This is a genomic window from Streptomyces sp. NPDC001904 (assembly GCF_040297005.1).
Taxonomy (GTDB): domain Bacteria; phylum Actinomycetota; class Actinomycetes; order Streptomycetales; family Streptomycetaceae; genus Streptomyces.
The window spans coordinates 1-18,253 of record NZ_JBEOYI010000044.1 but is presented as its reverse complement, the minus strand read 5'-3'; the positions used below and the strand labels follow the sequence as shown (position 1 = coordinate 18,253).

Sequence of the window (18,253 nt, the reverse complement as noted above, 5' to 3'; positions counted from 1 at the left end):
GGCGTTCGTTCGGCCGAACCCTGCCCTGGGACCATCCCCGCGGGCGCGGGGAGCAGTCCTCAGCGACCGCCAACCCGCCGCTGAGCCCGGGACCATCCCCGCGGGCGCGGGGAGCAGCCACCCGGGTAGTCGGCGTAGGCGTCGGCCCTGGGACCATCCCCGCGGGCGCGGGGAGCAGATCAGCTTGAAAGCGGTGTAGACCTGCATCAAGGGACCATCCCCGCGGGCGCGGGGAGCAGACTGTGTGAGCTGGGGGTTCAGTTGGCGGGGCACTCGGTTTTGCTTAGTTTCAGTGATTCGGGCATAGCTTCTATAGTGGGACGTTTTGCCTGGCTGGGTGGTGTGCTGGTGCTGGGATTTTTGCAGGCACGTTCCGTTGTCTGTGCGGGTGTTAGCCGGGCTGGTTGTGGATGGGGGGTGCTTCTTTGTTTTGGTGTGGTGTGTGGGGGTGGCGTGATAGTCACTGTGCATGGTCGGTGGGGGTGCCGGGCAGGGGATGCTGCCGGGATTGAGTGCTGCGGCGCGGACGGTGTGGGCGAAGCACGACCGGGACAGTGACGGCTGGATGCCGTTGTGGCGGCACATGGAGGATTCTGCCGCTGTCGCGGGTCTGTTGTGGGATGAGTGGCTGCCGGCCAGTGTGCGCAGGGTAGTTGCCGCGGTGTTGCCTGGTGGTGAGGCGAGCGGGCGTGCGTTGGCGGTGTGGCTGGCGGGAGTGCATGACATCGGCAAGGCGACACCGGCTTTTGCCTGTCAGGTGGAGTTGCTGGCCGATGGGATGCGTGCTGCGGGGCTGGAGATGCGGTCGCGTCAGGCGTGGGGTTGGGAGCGGCGGTTGGCTCCGCACGGGCTGGCCGGGCAGGTGCTGTTGGGGGAGTGGCTGGAGGAGCGGTGCGGTTGGGCGGGGCGGCAGACGGGGCAGTTCGCTGTGGTGGTGGGCGGGCATCACGGGGTGCCGCCGGATCATGGTCAGGTCAAGGCGCTGTTCGAGCGTGAGGAGTTGCTGCGGACGCCGGGGCGTAGTAGCGGGTTGTGGCGGCAGGTGCAGACGGAGCTGCTCGATGCGTGTGCGGAGCGGTTCGGAGTTGCTGGGCGGCTGGCGCAGTGGCAGGAGGTGAAACTCCCGCAGCCGGCGCAGGTGTTGCTGACGGCGGTGGTGATTGTTGCGGACTGGATCGCGAGCAACCCGGATCTGTTCCCGTACTTTCCCGAGGCTGCGGCTCATAGCAGTGCCGAGCGGCTGGCGGCGGCCTGGCGGGGGCTGGATCTTCCGGCGCCGTGGGCGGCGGTTGAGCCGGTAGGGGAGTTGCAGGAGCTGTTTGTCTCCCGTTTCCGGCTTCCGGTGGGAGCCGGGGTCCGGCCGGTGCAGGCGGCCGCGGTGGAGCTGGCCCGGGGGATGGAGGCGCCGGGGCTGATGATCGTCGAGGCGCCGATGGGGGAGGGGAAGACGGAGGCGGCTTTGGCGGTGGCCGAGGTGTTCGCGGCGCGCTCGGGTGCGGGCGGGGTGTTTTTCGCGCTGCCGACGATGGCCACGGGCAATGCGATGTTCCCGCGGCTGCTGGAGTGGATCAAGCAGCTTCCCGGTGCGGACGGTGCCCGTCGCTCGGTGCATCTGGCTCATTCCAAGGCGGCGTTGAACGAGGATTTCGCGCCCTTGCTGGCGCGCAGCGGGCGTATTGCGGCGGTCGATGTGGACGCCGAGGCTGTCTCGCAGCGGCGGCCGGGCAGCCCGTCTGTCTACGCGGGTGGGGAGTTGGTGGCGCACGCGTGGTTGCGGGGCCGTAAGCGGGCCATGCTGGCTTCGTTCGTTTCGGGGACGATCGATCAGCTGCTGTTCGCCGGGCTGAAGAGCCGCCATCTGGCGCTGCGGCATCTCGCGGTGGCGGGCAAGGTCGTCGTGATCGACGAGGCGCACGCCTACGACACCTACATGAGTGTCTATCTGGACCGGGTGCTGGCCTGGCTGGGTGCTTATGGCGTGCCGGTCGTGGTGCTGTCGGCGACGTTGCCTGCTGGGCGGCGGCAGGAGTTGATGACGGCCTATGCCGGAAAACCGGCCGTGCAGGTCGACGACGGTGCGACGGCTGCGGACGCCTATCCGCTGCTGACGGCGGTCGCACCGGGCGGGTCGCCGGTGGTGCGGTGTCCTGAGCCGTCGGGCCGTGGTGCGGACGTCCACGTGGAGCGGTTCGTTGACGACGTGGACGTGCTGGCCGGCCGGCTGGAGCGGGAACTGCAGGGCGGCGGCTGTGTATTGGTGGTCCGCAACACGGTTCGGCGGGTGCTGGAGACCGCCCGGGTCCTGCGTGATCGGTTCGGCGACGATGCTGTCACGGTGGCGCATTCCGCGTTCGTCGATGTGGACCGTGCGGCGAAGGACCGTGACCTTCTGGACCGTTTCGGGCCGCCCGCCCGGGCGGCGGGCCGCCGCCCGGACACCGCCCATATCGTGGTGGCCAGCCAAGTCGCCGAGCAGTCTTTGGATGTGGACTTCGATCTGCTGGTCAGTGACGTGTGTCCGGTCGACCTGTTGCTTCAGCGGATGGGCCGCCTCCACCGCCATCAGCGCGGTACCGGCCAGGAGCAGCGGCCTGAGCGGCTGCGTGTGGCGCGGTGTCTGCTGACCGGGATGGACTGGGAAGCGCCGGTGCCGGTTCCTGTGCGGGGATCGGTCGCGGTGTACGGGGCGTATGCGCTGCTGCGTTCGGCGGCGGTGCTGCTGCCGCATCTGGACAGTCCGCGGAGGCCGGTGCGGCTGCCCGCGGACATCAGCCCGCTCGTCCAGGGCGCCTACGGGCCGGAGCCGGTCGGGCCCCTGTCGTGGCAGCCAGCGCTTGCCGAGGCGAGAGGGCAGTTCGAGGCGCACCGGGCGGACCAGGCCGAGCGGGCGGCGGTGTTCCGCCTCGGTGAAGTGAGCCGTCCGGGACGGCCGCTGATCGGATGGGTGGCGGCCGGTGTCGGCGACGCCGACGACACCCGGACCGGACGAGCGCAGGTCCGTGACAGCAGGGAGAGCCTGGAGGTCGTCGTCGTGCAGCGGCGCGCAGACGGGACACTGGCGACCCTCCCGTGGCTGCCCGACGACTCAAAGGGCCGCAAGCGCGGCGGCCTCGTCCTGCCACAGGACCAGGCCCCGTCACCGTTCGCGGGACGGGTGGCGGCGAGTTGCGGGCTGCGCCTGCCCATCCAGTTCTCCTACGCGAAAACACTGGACGCGGCGATCGCGGAACTGGAGCAGCTGTACGTGCCCGCCTGGCAGGGCAAGGACAGTCCCTGGCTGTCCGACCAGCTGATTCTCGCGCTCGATGAGGATTGTCAGACCCAACTGGCAGGCTACGCACTCCACTACAGCCCCGAGAACGGCCTGGACGTGATTCGTGCTTGAGAACGATTCGGAGGGCGGCGCTGTGCCGTCGTTTCTTTTGACTGACGAACCATGGTTACCCGTCCGGCGCAGCACCGGTCGCATGGACGAGCTGTCCCTGCGGGATGTCTTCGCGCAATCCGGGGAACTGTGCCGGATCATCGGGGACTTGCCGACGCAGGAGTTCGCGCTGCTGCGCCTGTTGCTGGCCGTTGCCCATGACGCGCTGGACGGCCCGGCCGACATCGACGACTGGGTGGAGTTATGGGAGGACCCGGAGTGCTTCGCCCCCGTGGCCCGCTATCTGGACACCTATTCCGAACGGTTTGACCTCCTGCACACGCGGACTCCGTTCCTGCAGAGCGCCGGCCTGCGCACGGCGAAGGATGAAGTGTTCTCGCTTAACCGGATCGTGGCGGATGTGCCCAACGGGGAGGCGTTCTTCACCGCGCGGATGCCGGAGGTGGGGCGGCTGACGTGTGCGGAGGCGGCCCGCTGGGTGGTGCACGCTCACGCCTACGACACCTCGGGCATCAAGACCGGCATGGTCGGCGACGGCCGGGTCAAGGGCGGCAAGGTGTATCCGCTGGGCACCGGCTGGGCCGGGGCGCTCGGCGGGGTGTTCGTGGAGGGGGAGACCCTGCGCGAGACGCTGCTGCTGAACCTGATCGCGGCCGACACCGAGGGCCTGGAGTTTTCGCCGGGGGACCGGCCGGCCTGGCGCCGGGAGCCGTGCGGGCCGGCCGGCGCCGAGCGCACCCCGACCGGAGTGCGGGATCTGTACACCTGGCAGTCGCGGCGCCTGCGGCTGCAGCACGACGGCGACGGCGTTACGGGTGTCGTGCTCGGCTATGGAGACCCGCTGGCCGCGCGCAACCAGCACCGGCGGGAGCCGATGACGGCCTGGCGGCGCAGCCCGGCCCAGGAGAAGAAGCTGCGCCGCTCGCCCGTCTATCTGCCCCTGGAACACGACCCGGCCCGCGCAGCCTGGCGCGGGGTGGAGGCGCTGCTGGCCGACCGGCCGCATGACGCTCAGGGAGCGGAGGCGGCAGCGCGCCTGCAGCCCGGAGTTTTGGAATGGATCGCCCGGCTGGTCAGCGACGGGGCGCTGCCGCGTCACTTCCTCGTCCGGGCGCGCACCGTCGGCGCGGTGTACGGGACGCAGCAGTCTGTCGTCGACGACGTGGTCGATGACCATCTGGCGATGCCGGTGGTGGTCCTGCACCGGCAGGAGCGTGCTTACGCACGGCAGGCGATCGACGCGGCCAAGGACGCCGACGACGCGGTGCGCGCGCTGGGCGATCTGACCACTGATCTGGCCCGCGCGGCCGGCTGTGAAGGGGCGGGCGCACGTATCCAGGCACGGGACGCAGGGTTCTCCGCCCTGGAAAATCCCTACCGGTTGTGGCTGGCGGGTCTGGGGGGCGTTGGGGACCCGTTCGAGCAGCGCTGCGTCTGGCAGAGAGAGGTGCACGACCTCATCGGGCAACTCGGGCAGCGGCTGATCGCGCAGGCGGGTCCGGCTGCCTGGCAGGGCAGAACGGTCACCGCCAAGACCGGCACGGTGTGGCTGAACGCCGGTCTGGCCGAGAGATGGTTTCGCGCGCGTCTGGCCACCGCGCTGGGAGAAGCCGCCCGCCGGAGTCCTGCGACGCAGACTCCTGAGGACTCGCAGGCCCAGGCGGACGGCTCCTCATCCGCTACCGACCTGGAGGTGCCCGCATGAGCAGTGTCACTGATGGCGCGCCGACCGTCCGCACACGGGTGGCCGCGCTCGCCGCCTCCCACATCACCCCCTGGCAGCTGGGCTACCTGGCGGACAGGCCCAAGGACGTGGCCGCCCTGGCCCGGCTGCGACGCGGGGCAGGCCGACCCGCAGGCGCTATGCCCGACCTGTGGACGCTGATCGACACCACGAACCTTCACGCCCAGCCGGAAGACGGCCGGCCGTTGCGCGAGAGCGAACTGGTGCGCGCCGAGGACGCCTTGCACACGGCGGTCACCTTGTGGGCGCTGCATCAGCAGTCCCGCCCTACCGGCATGCACCGACCGCACGCATCCCGCCGCCCGTCCGGCCTGGGGGCGGCGGTGCGCAGGCTGATGCCGCCCGGCGAGATCGACGACGCGGTGCGCAAGCGCCTGGTGCGCGCGGGCAGCGCGGCCGACCTCACCAGCCTGTCCCAGCGGCTGCGGGACCTGGTCGTGTTGCTGCGCCGCGCGGACATTTCCCTCGACTACGGGCTGCTCGCCGGCCAGCTGTACGCATGGCAGTGGCCCGGCGGCCCGGATCAGGTGCGCACCGAATGGGGCCGCTCCTTCCACGCCTGGCAGGCCCCCGCCGCCGACCCCCAGACCGTTCCCACCGAACCCGGCCCCCTGACCGGCCCTGACAGTGACAAGGACACCCTGTGAGCCGCATCTTCCTGGACGTGCACGCCCTGCAGACCGTCCCGCCCAGCAATCTCAACCGTGATGACACCGGCGCCCCGAAGACAGCCGTCTACGGCGGTGTCCCGCGCGCCCGTGTCTCCAGCCAGGCATGGAAGAGGGCCACCCGTACCTACTTCGGCGACGAGGACCTCCTTGAGCCGAGCGAGCTCGGCGTGCGCACGAAGAAGATCGTGGAGGTGGTCGCCGGGCGGATCACCGCGCTCGACACCACGGTCGCCCAGGAACAGGCGCTCGTCCTGGCGGACGAGACGGTCCGGGCCGCCGGACTGAAGACCGAGGTGCCCAAGCGGAAGGCGGACGCCGCCAAAGAAACAGGGACCGCTGCGGCGCCGGAGGCGAAGTACCTGGTCTTCCTCAGCGCCCGGCAGATCGACGGCCTGGCCTGCCTCGCCCTCGAGGGCGCCGGCGACATCACCGCGTACTTCAAGGACAAGAAGAACAAGGACCAGGTCAAGGAGATCGCCGACAGCCGCCACTCCGTCGACATCGCCCTGTTCGGCCGGATGGTCGCGGACGCCGCCGACTTCAACGTCGACGCGGCCGTCCAGGTCGCCCACGCCATCAGCGTGCACCGGGTCGACACCGAGTCCGACTACTACACGGCCGTCGACGACGAGAACACCGAGGAGGAAACCGGTGCCGGAATGATCGGCACGGTCGACTTCAATTCCGCCACCCTCTACCGCTACGCCGCCCTGGGCGTGCACCAGCTCGCCGCCAACCTCGGCCACGGCCTGCGCGAGGGCGAACCCGCCGGAGAGCCGGTCCGCCGCGCGGTCGAGGCGTTCCTGCACGGTTTCGTCGCCTCCCTGCCCACCGGCAAGATCAACACGTTCGGGCACCACACCCTGCCCGACGCCGTCGTGGTCAAGCTGCGCACCACCCGCCCGGTCAGCTTCGTCGCCGCCTTCGAAGAACCCGTCCGCGGCGACCAAGGCGGCCACGTCCGCGAGGCCTCCGACCGGCTCGCCGCCTACGTCCCCGACATCGAACGCGCCTACGGCCAGCCGGACACCACCCTGACCTGGGTGCTGCGCGTCGGCCCGAACACCCTGCCGCTCGCGGACCTGGGCCCCGAGTCCGAGACGCTGTCCACCCTCGTCACCGCCGTGGGACAGGCGGTCGCCGAGCGGCTGGAGCAGCCCGCATGAGCGTGCTCGCCCTGCGGCTGGCCGGCCCCCTGCAAGCCTGGGGGGCCTCCTCCCGCTTCACCCGCCGCACCACCGAGTCCGCCCCCACCAAGAGCGGCGTCATCGGCCTGCTCGCCGCAGCCCAGGGCATCGACCGCGACGACGACGCACGCCTGGCACCGCTCGCTGCCCTGCGGTTCGGCGTGCGGATCGACCAGCCCGGCACCCGCATCCGCGACTTCCACACCGCCCACCACGCCGTCAGCGGCAAATCGATGCCCCTGACCGAACGCTTCTACCTCGCCGACGCCGTCTTCGTCGCCGCCCTCGAAGGCCCGCCCAACCTGCTCACCGAACTCGACCAAGCGCTGCGCACCCCCGTCTACGCGCCATTCCTCGGCCGCCGCTCCTGCCCGCCCGCGCTCCCTGTTGAACTGGGCCTGCACGAAGCCACCCTGGAAGAGTTCCTTGCGCAGGTGCCCTGGCAGGCCGGCGCCTGGTACTGCAGACAGCTCGGCATCGGCCGGCCGCCACACCAGCGGCCGCAGCTGACGGTGCTGCGCGAGGCGGCCGCCGGCGAGCAGAGCTCCTCCGACGCCCTGCGCGACCAGCCGCTCAGCTTCAGCGCGGCGCACCGCCGCCATGCCCTGCGCAGCGTGATCACCACCACCGTGCCCGCCCCGCCGGACCAGGCCGCCCAACTGGCCATTGAGCACGATCCGTTCGAGGCTTTGGCCGCCGCAGACCTCAAGGACGAGAGCGCCTGATGTACCTCACCCGCTTCCGTATCAACACCGCTCGCCCCGGAGCCAGGCGCCTGCTGTCCTCTCCACAGGCCCTGCACGCGGCCGTCCTGTCGGGCTTCCCCGACCTGCTGCCCGGCGACACCCCCACCCCGGGCGAGCCACGCGTGTTGTGGCGGCTGGACCAGCAGGCCCGCGCCCAAGTCCTCCTCTACATCGTCAGCCCCGCCGCACCCGACCTCACGCACCTGGTGGAGCAGGCCGGATGGCCGGCCGCGGCAGCAGCCAATCCGGACAGCCCCGGCTGGCAGACCCGGCCCTATGCGCCGCTCCTCGACCGCCTGACCAATGGGGACCACTGGTCGTTCCGGCTGACCGCGAACCCCGTGCACACCATCCGCCGCACCCCGGACGAATCCCGCAAGATCACCGCGCACCTCACCCCCGTGCACCAGAAGGGCTGGCTGCTCGACGAGCAGCGCCAGCAGCGCTGCGGCTTCCGCATCCTCGAAAAGACCGCCGAGCGCCGCCTCCTGCCCGACGGCACCACCCACCAGGGCCGCCCCCACCCCGGCGACCGTCACGAACTCACCGTCATCGACACCCGCACCCTCTCCTTCGCCAAGTCCCGCGAAGCGGACGGCCGACGTAAAGGCAAGCCCGTCACCGTCGTCACCGCCACCTTCGACGGGCGACTCGAGGTCACCGACCCCGATGCCCTGCGCCGCACCCTCACCCAGGGCATCGGCAAGGCTCGCGCCTACGGCTGCGGCCTGCTCACCCTTGCCCCGCTCGCCCCCGACCGCCGTACCCCAGCATGACGTCCGTCGCCAAGCGGCAGGCCCTCACGCCGCGACAGCTCACCCGCACCAGCGACCGCCTCTCTTTCCTCTACCTCGAACGCTGCATCGTGCACCGCGACGCCAACGCCATCACGGCACAGGACGCGGAAGGCACCGCGCACATTCCGGCGGCCACCATCGGCACGCTTCTGCTGGGCCCCGGCACCCGCGTCACCCACCAGGCCATGACCGTGCTGGGCGAGAGCGGTGCGGCCGTCTGCTGGGTCGGCGAACAGGGCGTGCGCTACTACGCCTCCGGCCGCGCCCTGAGCCGCTCCTCGGCTTTGATGGAGGCACAGGCCCGGCAGTGGGCAAGCATGCGCAGCCGCCTCAGCGTCGCCCGGGCGATGTACCGGCTGCGCTTCCCCGACGAAAACCCCGAGGGGCTCACCCGGCAAGAACTCCTGGGAAGGGAAGGACGACGCGTCAAGGACTGCTACCGCGCCCAGGCCGCACGCACCGGAGTTCCCTGGCGTGGCCGCCGCTATGTTCCCGGCGACTTCCAAAGCGGCGACGCCGTCAACCAGGCTGTCACAGCCGCAGCCCAGTGCATGTACGGCATCGCCCACGCCGTCGTCACCTCTCTGGGATGCAGCCCCGCCCTCGGCTTCGTCCACTCCGGCCACGAACTCTCCTTCGTCCTGGACATCGCCGACCTCTACAAAACAGAGATCGGCATCCCCCTCGCCTTCGACGTGGCAGCCGAGAGTGAGGAGGACGTCGGCCCCCGCACCCGCCGTGCCCTGCGCGACCGCATCACCGAACTGTCCCTGCTCAACCGGTGCGTGGACGACATCCAGCGACTGCTCCTACCGCCCGAAGCAGCCAGGCCGGCCTCGGCTTCTGATGCGGACGCTGACCGGGATGTGGTCACTCTCCACACTGACGGCGGGCACCAGGTCGCCTCCGGAGTCAATTACGGCAGCGGGGACGGGCCCGACGACTACGGAGACGAGCTCTGGTGACCGTCATCGTCCTCACCAACTGCCCCGCTGGTCTGCGCGGATTCCTCACCCGCTGGCTGCTGGAAATCTCCGCAGGCGTATTCGTCGGCAACCCCTCGGCCCGCATCCGCGACACCCTCTGGAACGAAGTCCAACAGTATTCCGGCCAGGGACGCGCCCTGCTCGCCCACACCACCAACAACGAACAGGGCTTCACCTTCCGCACCCACGACCACGCCTGGCACCCAACCGACCACGACGGAGTCACCCTCATCCGCCGCCCGGATCCGAACGCCCCGACCGTTGACGCGCCCACCACGACCGGCCCGCCTGCCGGGTGGAGCAGAGCCTCAAAACGCCGACGGTTCGGACGCCAATGACGCATAAATTGCCTCTTTTGTCGCTCATATCGGATTCGGAGAAAGTACTCAGAAAGAAGCCTTGGACGTAGAGAAGTCCCAGGTCATCCAGTCTGCTCCCCGCGCCCGCGGGGATGGTCCCGGCCGCGCGAGCTCCAGGCGCTGCGGCATGATCTGCTCCCCGCGCCCGCGGGGATGGTCCCTCGGGGAGGCGGCTGCCGCGCAGTCGGCGTACCTGCTCCCCGCGCCCGCGGGGATGGTCCCGCCTCCGGATCGGTCATCGCCGCCCATTCCTTCTGCTCCCCGCGCCCGCGGGGATGGTCCCACCGGCCGCGTGCCCGAGGCCAACAACCTCCTCTGCTCCCCGCGCCCGCGGGGATGGTCCCGCGTCGATCACCTTCGGCGTCTGCCGGTCCGGCTGCTCCCCGCGCCCGCGGGGATGGTCCCTCGTACGGCTTGTGGCAGATCAACATGTTGGGCTGCTCCCCGCGCCCGCGGGGATGGTCCCAGCCGGTCGATGACGGACTGCGGCACGATGTCCTGCTCCCCGCGCCCGCGGGGATGGTCCCATGCCGTCTTTGTTGTTGATCGTGATCGGGACCTGCTCCCCGCGCCCGCGGGGATGGTCCCGCATTCGGGTTCGAGACCGATGACGCAGCCTGCTGCTCCCCGCGCCCGCGGGGATGGTCCCGACCTGTCGAGCGTCATCAAGCACGTCATCGCCTGCTCCCCGCGCCCGCGGGGATGGTCCCTGGCCGGACGCCGTCCCGGTCACCGCGCGCTGCTGCTCCCCGCGCCCGCGGGGATGGTCCCTCGAAGATCGACCGGGCGATCGGCGCTGCGACCTGCTCCCCGCGCCCGCGGGGATGGTCCCCGACATACCAGAACCGGCAGGTCGGTTCAGAACTGCTCCCCGCGCCCGCGGGGATGGTCCCGGCAACGACCACATCCACGTCATGGTGGACTTCTGCTCCCCGCGCCCGCGGGGATGGTCCCGCGGGGCCGACCATCTTGCCGTTGCCGGTGGCCTGCTCCCCGCGCCCGCGGGGATGGTCCCGCCACCGGATCGCCCGGCGAGCTGTTGCCGTCCTGCTCCCCGCGCCCGCGGGGATGGTCCCCGGGGCAGTCCCCGGAGGCGCCCGGCACGCTGCTGCTCCCCGCGCCCGCGGGGATGGTCCCGGCATTGGTCACGGCGTCGTGTCCATGCTCAACTGCTCCCCGCAACCGCGGGGATGGTCTCACCTGCAAAAATCCGTCGGTCTGGACGTCGAGCTGCTCCTTGCACCTGCGGTGATGGTCCCGCGGACGACTAGCCCTGTGCCGGGGCCTGCGCCGCGTGTGCGGCGTGAGTAGCGTGCCGTCATGCGTTTTCACTGGGGCTGGATCGAGCCCGTGTTGTCGGTGCCGTATGTGCCGACTCTCGGGCCCGTCCGTCCGCATGACCCGCTCCCCGACCTCTTTGAGGCGGTCGTGGCCAATGCCGGTACCGGTGTCTTCCTCCCGTACGACAAAGACCGCCGCTGGTCCGACACGAAGACCGAGCACGTCCTTGCCGACGCCATCGAGCACGGCCCGGAACTGACCCTCGTCCCGACGTATCTGGAACGCGGAGCGGGCACCGTCAAGGTCCACGTCTACGGGGCACGCCCCGACAGCCTCTCGGCCGGCGCGGTCCTGGCCCGCAACCTCGCTGCGACGCTCGGCGCCGGCCGGGCCCGCATTGTCTGGTTCTCCGGCCCCGACCAGCCCGAGGCACACGCACACGGGGTGGGCGCGCGGGTTCAGCTCAAGGACTTCGCGAGGGGACCAGGGGCCGAACCCGCCGCGCCAGTGGGGGAGTACAAGCAGCTCACCGCGCCGGCACAGGACGACTTCGCCTCGTTCGCGGACCAGATGGCGGCCGATGGCTTCACCTTCCTCCACCAGCGGATGCGCGCCGGCACTGTCGGCCCGGTCCTGACCGTGCTGCACGAAGGGCGCGTGGCTGGAGCGATCGGCCCCATGGAAACCATGAATGACCCCAGCGGCACCCTGCGCCTGTTGCCCCAGTACTTCGGCGTGCGGCCCGAATACCGCGGGCACGGCTACGGCCGGTCGCTGTGGCGTGCGGCGATGCAGTGGGGGCATCAGCACGGCGCCGCTTACCAGCTGTTGCAGACCGAGGTGGGTGGGGCGTCAGACCGGCTGTGTGCCGCGGAGGGGCTCACGTCGTTGGGATTTGTGAACCAGCGAGATGGGTAGGCGACGAGCCTCGGCGGCAAAGAAGTGGCCCACACCTAATCCTGCGGTGCCCTATGAGCCGGTGCGGGCATGGAGCAGCCAGACCGGCGCACGCTGCCACCATCAGTGCCCGATGAGCCGACCACGTACGTCGGGCCCCTACCTTCACCTGCAGGGATGGCCCCGTCCCGGGAAGAGGCTGTGCAACCTGAGCAAGATGACCTGCTCGCCGAACTGCGGGGGCTAGCCCCTTCGTTAAAAATGGGCGACAGCCGCTTCCCGTACCCGCGGGGATGGTCCTCAGCACAAGGACTACGCCGAGCGGAACTTGGTGAGCCCCTGAGGCGCAGGGATGGTCCCGACTAAACTGCGCTGTTTGCTGAAGAGCGCGTGCTACTTGCCGCGTTCGCGGGGATGGCCCCTGCTTGAGGATGGGGTAGATCCGGCCGTTGAACTGCTCCCCGCGCGCCCGCGGGGGTGGTCCCCAGCTGTCTGTGCCCGCGAGGGTGCCAGCCATCTGCTCCCCGCACCCGCGGGGATGGTCCCATGCTCGGGATCTGGAAGGATGGTCCCTGCTTGTTGTGGACGGCGAGCCGGGCGATCCGCTGCTCCCCGTGCCCGCGGGGATGGTCCCCACGACGAACGGCCCGAGAAGTATCTGGCAAGCTGCCCCCCCCCGCGCCCGCGGGGATGGTCCCCACATGGCGACCATGCTGACCTCGCCCCACGCCTGCTCCCCGCACCGCGGGGATGGTCCCTCCAGCGACGTGGACACCGGCAAGTACTCAAACTGCTCCCCGCGCCCGCGGGGATTGTCCCCCGAGGTCCTCCAGGACATTCTGTCCGGCCTTCTGCTCCCCGCTCTCCCACGGGGATGGTCCCGGGCCGCCCCACTTGTGCGCCCACACCACGGGCTGCTCCCCGCGCCCGCGGGGATGGTCCCCCGAACGGCGCCGTCACCTTCACCGTGGTCCACTGCTCCCCGCACCCGTGGGAATGGTTCCGACTACACCGCGCTGTTCGCTGAAGAGTGCGTGCCGCGTTCGCGGGGGATGGCCCCTACTTGGGATGGGGTAGATCCGGCCTTTGAACTGCTCCCCGCGCGCCCGCGGGTATGGTCCCCGCATGGGGCCGGTGCTGCCGGTGCCGGCGGCCTGCTCCCTGCACCCGCGGGGATGCTCCCCCCACCTGGAAGGCGCAGAGCTACCTTCCCGCCTGCTCCCCGCGCCCGCAGGGATGGTCTCAGGCCTACGATGCCGCTGATCAGGCTGGACACCTGCTCTCCGCGCCCGCGGGGATGGTCCCTTCGTGCTCCAGGGCCAGGACATGCTGTCGCGCTGCTCCCCGCACGCGCGGGGATGGTCCCAAGGGCACGCAAACGGGCCTGGGGCTCGTCACCTGCTCCCCGCCCCGCGGGGAAGGTCCTGCGCCCGCCACGCCGGTGCCACCGGTCACGCCCTGCTCCCCGCGTCCGCGTGGATGGTCCCTCGCCGAGCGCCCGCGCGCTGGTGTAGGCCATCTGCTCCCCGCGCCCGCGGGGATGGTCCCCCACGGGGGCGCTCGCCTACATCTTCGGCCACTGCTCCCCGCGCCCGCGGGGATGGTCCCGCCCTGGAGAGCGGCCAGACCGGCACATCTCGCTGCCCCCGCGCCTGCGGGGATGGTCCCACCGGACAGGACCGGCTGACGAACAAGCCCCGCTCCTGCGCACCGCGCCCGCTGGGATGGTCTCAGTGGTGTGATGATGGCGCCCGTGCCTGTGTCCTGCTCCCTGCGCCTGCGGGGACGGTCGCGGCATCTGCAGCGGGAACGTCACCCCGCCCTCCTGCTCTCCGCGCCCCGGGATGGTTCCGGCGTCACGGAGTCCATCGACGAGGGCGCCGACTGCTCCCCGCACCCGTGGGGATGGTCCCGGAGGACGGATCATCTTCGGGGAGGACGGGCTCTGCTCCCCGCACCCGCGGGGATGGTCCCAGGCGCGGCGGATCGCACGGGCACTGCGCGCCCTGCTCCCCGCACCTGCGAGGATGGTCCCCAAGATCGGCTCCCCTAAGTACGGGCGGCACCACTGCTCCGCACTCGCGGGGATGGTCCCTACCCGGCCGTCATGGTCTTCGACAACCTCATCTGCTCCCGCACCCGCGGGGATGCTCCCAACAACGGCAACAATGACGGAGAGGGGATCGACTGCTTCCTTTTCGCACCGGCGGTGATGGTCCCGGGACGTGGCTGTGCAACCTGAGGGAGATGGCCTGCTCCCCGTACCCCAGGGGGATGGCTCCGGGCACAAGCGCTACGCCGACCGCGACAAGCTCTGCTCCCCGCGCCCGCGGGGATGGTCCCCCGCACTACTGGGCAGAGAAGCTCGGCGGAGGCTGCTCCCTGCGCCCGCGGGGATGGGTCTCAAGGCCGAGGCGCTCGGGCTGCTGATGATCGCCTGTTCCTGGCGGTGGTCTGTGTGGCTACCAGCGCATGCTGAGGGCATCGAGATCAGCCCGGCGTTGGTCGGTGAGTTTGTCAGCCCTACGCCGCACATTGGCCAGCCACATGCCGAGCGCGACAGGCACTCCATCTGCGTCGCGCTCGGCTCCGACCGCGCCGCGGCCGGCGTCCGCGAATGGTACGAGCTCGGTGTGCTTCCTGGGTACCTGTAGATGTCCTTCCCGAGTGTGGAAGCGTTGTGCGGCTGCCAGGTTGAGGGCCCACTTGTCGTTCTGGGTGCGCCGGACAGGCCGCTCGCCCTCCCCAGCCTCTTCAACCCCGAGGACGCTCTCCAACAGCCACTGCTGCGCGGGCCCGAGCTTGTCCCATCCCATCCGCTGCGCGTGCACCCACTCGCCGAGGTCTTCGCCCTGCACGACCAGTACCCCGGACTCGCCGTGGGGGAGTGTTCCGCCGGCGTCGAGGTGATTTTTGGCGAGTCGGTAGCAGCGTTGCCAGGCGGTGTCCCAGGCCGGGCACCACCCGGGGTCGATCGCGTCGAGGGCGTCCTGGCGGCTCTCCGACAGCCCCCACCCACCCGGAGGAACCTTCTGCCCTTGTTCGTGCGCGGCAGCCGCCTCCACGGCCGTCCTGGCCGCAGCGCGCTGGTTCTTCAGCCACACCCCGATCGGGAACCCGCCCGTACTCACCGCGCTCACCGGTGCCAACAGGTGCCCGTGCACGTCAGCCCACGCCCGCGCCACGGTCAGACCTTCGTCGAAGGCGTGGTCGTGCGCGTTCCACACCATGCCCAGTGCATCGAGTTGCCGTACCCGCTCGGCGGGGAGGGTTTCGGCGTTGTAGGCCTTGCGCTGGTTCGCCAGCCACACGCCCAGCGGGAACCCGGCCGGCGCCCAGTCCTCCGGCGTGACATACCGATAGGGCGCCTTGAGCTCCTCGGCGCCGGTCTCTTTGAGGTACTGCAGGCATGCGGCGATGCCGCGCCGCCAGTAGGCCTTCTCCGGGTCCAGGATCCGCAGCTGGATGAACTGCGCGATCAGGGCCGGGTCCCGCGGCATGGAGAACCGCAGCAACTGGGCCGCCGCCCCACTCACCACCGGCCCGCCGCCCTCACGGCCACCGACGTCGGCGCTCTCGTCCTGGCCCTCGACGACATCCGACTCCGCATCCGCATCCGCAGCTGCATCCGCATCCGCGGTCGCCTCGCCCGCTCCGGGCTGCTCGTCCTCGGAGGTCCAACTCCCACTGCGGACACGGGGATCCGCGAGAGCCTCGATCGTCTCGGTGTCGTGTGCCCGCAAGGCGGACAGCAGTTTGCTCAGGCTGCTGTAAGCCTCCGAGGTCAGCATTTCCGAGGGATTCTCGCCCGGCCGCATAAAGATGGGAACGACCAAAGTGGCGAGTTTTCCCTCACCCGGCCTGATACGCAGAGAACGCCCGACCATCTGCACAATATCGACCATGGAGCCGCGCGTATCCATAAACGCGACAGCATCACACCGGGCTGTATCGACGCCTTCACCCAATACCTTGACCGACGCCAGTACCCGCACCGCCGCCTTCACCCCACGGCCCTGCTCACGGTCCTCCTCGCGGTGCAGGTAGTCGGAGGCGAACTCCCGCAGCACCGCCTGGCGGTGCCCGGGGGAGTGCTCGCCGTACAGCCACTGCGCCCACACCCGATCCGGCGCCGGAAACCGGTCTGGATCGTCCGCGTGCAGCCGCTCTGCGACGGCCGGCACTCCGGCCGCCATCGCCTCCGCCTCCGAGACACGGCTGTGGAAGGTCAGGATCCGGCGCAGCCTCTCGTCCGTCGCCGCCGTCAGCAGCCCGGTCTGCAACGCCGCCAGACGCACACCCCGGACATGGTCGTTACCCAGGGGAGCTTCCTGCAGGGCCAGATAGAGGTCTTCGTCCTCGATCTCGACGCACACCACCTGGTAGGGGGCGACGATCCCGCGCCGGATGGCCTCCGACAGCTTCAGCTCGAACGCCACCGGACCGAACACCGCACTGTCACGGTCCATCGACGCCACCACCTGCGGCGCCTCACCGCCGGCCTCCCACACCCGCGGCGTCGCCGTCATATACAACCGACGATGTGCCGGGACCTGCTGCTGGTCATGCACCGCCGCCCACGGCCGCCCGGCATCCCCCGAAGTCCTGTGGGCCTCGTCGATGATCACCAGGTCCCACACACCGACCCCGGCCTCATGAGCGCGCTGGAGGGTTCGCAATCCGAGCGAGGCGTAGGTGGCGAACACGGTGACCTGGTCCAAGCCCCGCAGCCACAACCGCAGTTCGACATCACTGGTCGTACACGGGATGCCCTGACTGTCCGCAGCGGACAGCGAGCAGACACCGACCATGGCGCCACCACGGCCGCCGGCCCGCCAGGCGGCCACCGTCTGCAGCAACAGATCCAGCGTCGGCACCAACACCAGAACACGCCGCGCCTTCAACCGGCGGGCCGCCTCCACCGCCATCAGCGTCTTCCCAGACCCCGTCGCAGAAACCACCTGCGCCCGCAAACCCTGCGACGGCATTGTGCCGTCAACCGGTTCCTGCAGAGCCCTCAGAATACCGTCCACGGCCTCGACCTGATGCGGAAGAAGTTTCATTGCGGCCATCCTCTGCTCCCGTGAAAGATATCCAGCACACGTCTTGATAAGCACTGAAAACGTGAGGTCAAATCACTGAAGATCCAGCACCGCGCCGGTCTCCACCACCGGACCAGGAAGCGATGCTCACGCTATAACCTAGCTTGGACAATATAATGACACACAAGGTGCACCAGACGAGACACCTCCCTCCTCCCAAGACGCCGACCCTCGTACACCCACCGCAGAAGCGGTCCGGAGCGGCGCGAGAGACCGGCGCCCGCCGCACGCGTGCCCGCACTGCCGGCTGGACACCACGCGCTCGGCGCTCTGGAGGAGGGCACCGCCGCAACCAGGCTTCCGCCGCTGCGGTATGCCTGTCGAACCCTGTATCCGCAGTGAGGCACTCGTGCGTAGGATCCGCGAATGTTCCTGAAGAGCACAGTCTTTACGGGCTTCGTCGTCGCCGTCATCAGCCTGGCCTGGGGGATATCCGGCCTCATGAACACACCGCCCTGCCCCTACGCTCGGGGATGCCCCGCGGCCCCGGACGCGGGCACACGCATGATGGTGCTGTTCATCGGCGGCTTCGCGCTCGCTCCCTGCTTCATTCTCGTTGTCCGCCGGCTGGACTGGCCCCCCTTGACAGGACTGCCGACCGGAGGCGTCATCGGTGTGGCTGTGGCGCTGGAGAGCGGGCAGACCCTCGGCTACTGGATCTTGGCTGCGGTGATGGTCGTGACAACCAGCGGCATCGCGGTATGGCTGCGCACCGCTATCAGATCCATCTCGGTATCGCCGGAGCCTGTCGACTGACTCAACGCCCGGCATGACCGACATCCCCCGGGGCTGACGTCCCATGCTGAAGATCCGACCCGGCGCACTCCGAATATCTGAAGCAGTGTCAGCCTGCGCCCCGAAACGAGGTCCCCGGCCACCGCCCATCCAACAGGGGCGCTTTTCAGGTCCGCGCGGAGCGTGGACCTGCCAGGCCGGATCGCGGAGCGATCCGAGCCGCCGGGGCCGCGGAGCGGAACCGGCAGGCGTCACGGAGTGACGCCCAACTCCCCGACGAAGTCGGGGAGTTGCACCGGTGCGGAGCACCGGTCACCCGCCGCGTAGCGGCGGCGCGTCGTGTCTGCGGAGCAGACCGCGCGC

General features: G+C 70.1%; 11 protein-coding genes and 2 CRISPR repeat arrays (1 of these 13 cut by a window edge). Of the genes, 10 read left to right on the top strand and 1 reads right to left on the bottom strand.

From position 1 onward, the window contains the following. Positions 1-239: direct repeats of the CRISPR family, unit length 29 nt; unit sequence GGGACCATCCCCGCGGGCGCGGGGAGCAG; it reaches 2,534 nt to the left of the window's first position. A gap of 230 nt (positions 240-469) precedes the next feature. The 9 genes from cas3 (at position 470) to ABT127_RS37280 (ending at position 12,074) form a co-directional block, all read left to right on the top strand. Then, positions 470-3,385: a CRISPR-associated helicase Cas3' gene (gene cas3 / locus ABT127_RS37320; RefSeq protein ID WP_351460380.1), complete on the top strand. Its 2,916-nt coding sequence runs from the start codon at positions 470-472 to the stop codon at positions 3,383-3,385. A gap of 82 nt (positions 3,386-3,467) precedes the next feature. Next, the gene (gene casA, locus ABT127_RS37315) at positions 3,468-5,090 is read left to right on the top strand and encodes a type I-E CRISPR-associated protein Cse1/CasA (protein WP_351460377.1); all 1,623 of its coding nucleotides are present in this window, start codon (positions 3,468-3,470) and stop codon (positions 5,088-5,090) included. Continuing rightward, positions 5,087-5,776 (top strand): type I-E CRISPR-associated protein Cse2/CasB, encoded by a 690-nt coding sequence (gene casB, locus ABT127_RS37310; RefSeq protein WP_351460374.1) that lies wholly within the window; start codon positions 5,087-5,089, stop codon positions 5,774-5,776. Before casA ends, casB begins: the two co-directional genes overlap by 4 nt. Next, entirely contained in the window at positions 5,773-6,966 is a 1,194-nt protein-coding gene (gene cas7e, locus ABT127_RS37305; RefSeq protein ID WP_351460371.1) for a type I-E CRISPR-associated protein Cas7/Cse4/CasC, read from the top strand. Before casB ends, cas7e begins: the two co-directional genes overlap by 4 nt. Next, on the top strand, positions 6,963-7,712 hold the full coding sequence (gene cas5e / locus ABT127_RS37300) for a type I-E CRISPR-associated protein Cas5/CasD (RefSeq protein WP_351460368.1): 750 nt from the start codon (positions 6,963-6,965) through the stop codon (positions 7,710-7,712). The genes cas7e and cas5e overlap by 4 nt, the downstream gene beginning before the upstream one ends. After that, complete coding sequence (gene cas6e / locus ABT127_RS37295) at positions 7,712-8,509, top strand: type I-E CRISPR-associated protein Cas6/Cse3/CasE (RefSeq protein WP_351460365.1); 798 nt, start codon at positions 7,712-7,714, stop codon at positions 8,507-8,509. The genes cas5e and cas6e overlap by 1 nt, the downstream gene beginning before the upstream one ends. Then, entirely contained in the window at positions 8,506-9,495 is a 990-nt protein-coding gene (gene cas1e, locus ABT127_RS37290; RefSeq protein ID WP_351460362.1) for a type I-E CRISPR-associated endonuclease Cas1e, read from the top strand. Before cas6e ends, cas1e begins: the two co-directional genes overlap by 4 nt. Then, positions 9,492-9,854, top strand: coding sequence for a type I-E CRISPR-associated endoribonuclease Cas2e (gene cas2e, locus ABT127_RS37285; RefSeq protein ID WP_351460359.1), 363 nt, complete (start codon positions 9,492-9,494; stop codon positions 9,852-9,854). The genes cas1e and cas2e overlap by 4 nt, the downstream gene beginning before the upstream one ends. 92 nt (positions 9,855-9,946) lie before the next feature. Further along, positions 9,947-11,134: direct repeats of the CRISPR family, unit length 29 nt; unit sequence CTGCTCCCCGCGCCCGCGGGGATGGTCCC. Between the two features lie 61 nt (positions 11,135-11,195). Then, entirely contained in the window at positions 11,196-12,074 is an 879-nt protein-coding gene (locus ABT127_RS37280) for a GNAT family N-acetyltransferase (protein WP_351460356.1), read from the top strand. A 2,441-nt stretch (positions 12,075-14,515) separates the two neighbouring features. Here the strand turns inward: ABT127_RS37280 and ABT127_RS37275 are convergent. Continuing rightward, positions 14,516-17,116: a DEAD/DEAH box helicase gene (locus ABT127_RS37275; protein ID WP_351460353.1), complete on the bottom strand. Its 2,601-nt coding sequence runs from the start codon at positions 17,114-17,116 to the stop codon at positions 14,516-14,518. 405 nt (positions 17,117-17,521) lie between these two features. Here ABT127_RS37275 and ABT127_RS37270 point away from each other — a divergent pair, with 405 nt between their 5' ends. After that, positions 17,522-17,911 carry a hypothetical protein gene (locus ABT127_RS37270; protein WP_351460350.1) on the top strand — a complete coding sequence of 130 codons (390 nt, stop codon included), beginning with the start codon at positions 17,522-17,524 and terminating at the stop codon, positions 17,909-17,911. Positions 17,912-18,253: the final 342 nt, after the last annotated feature.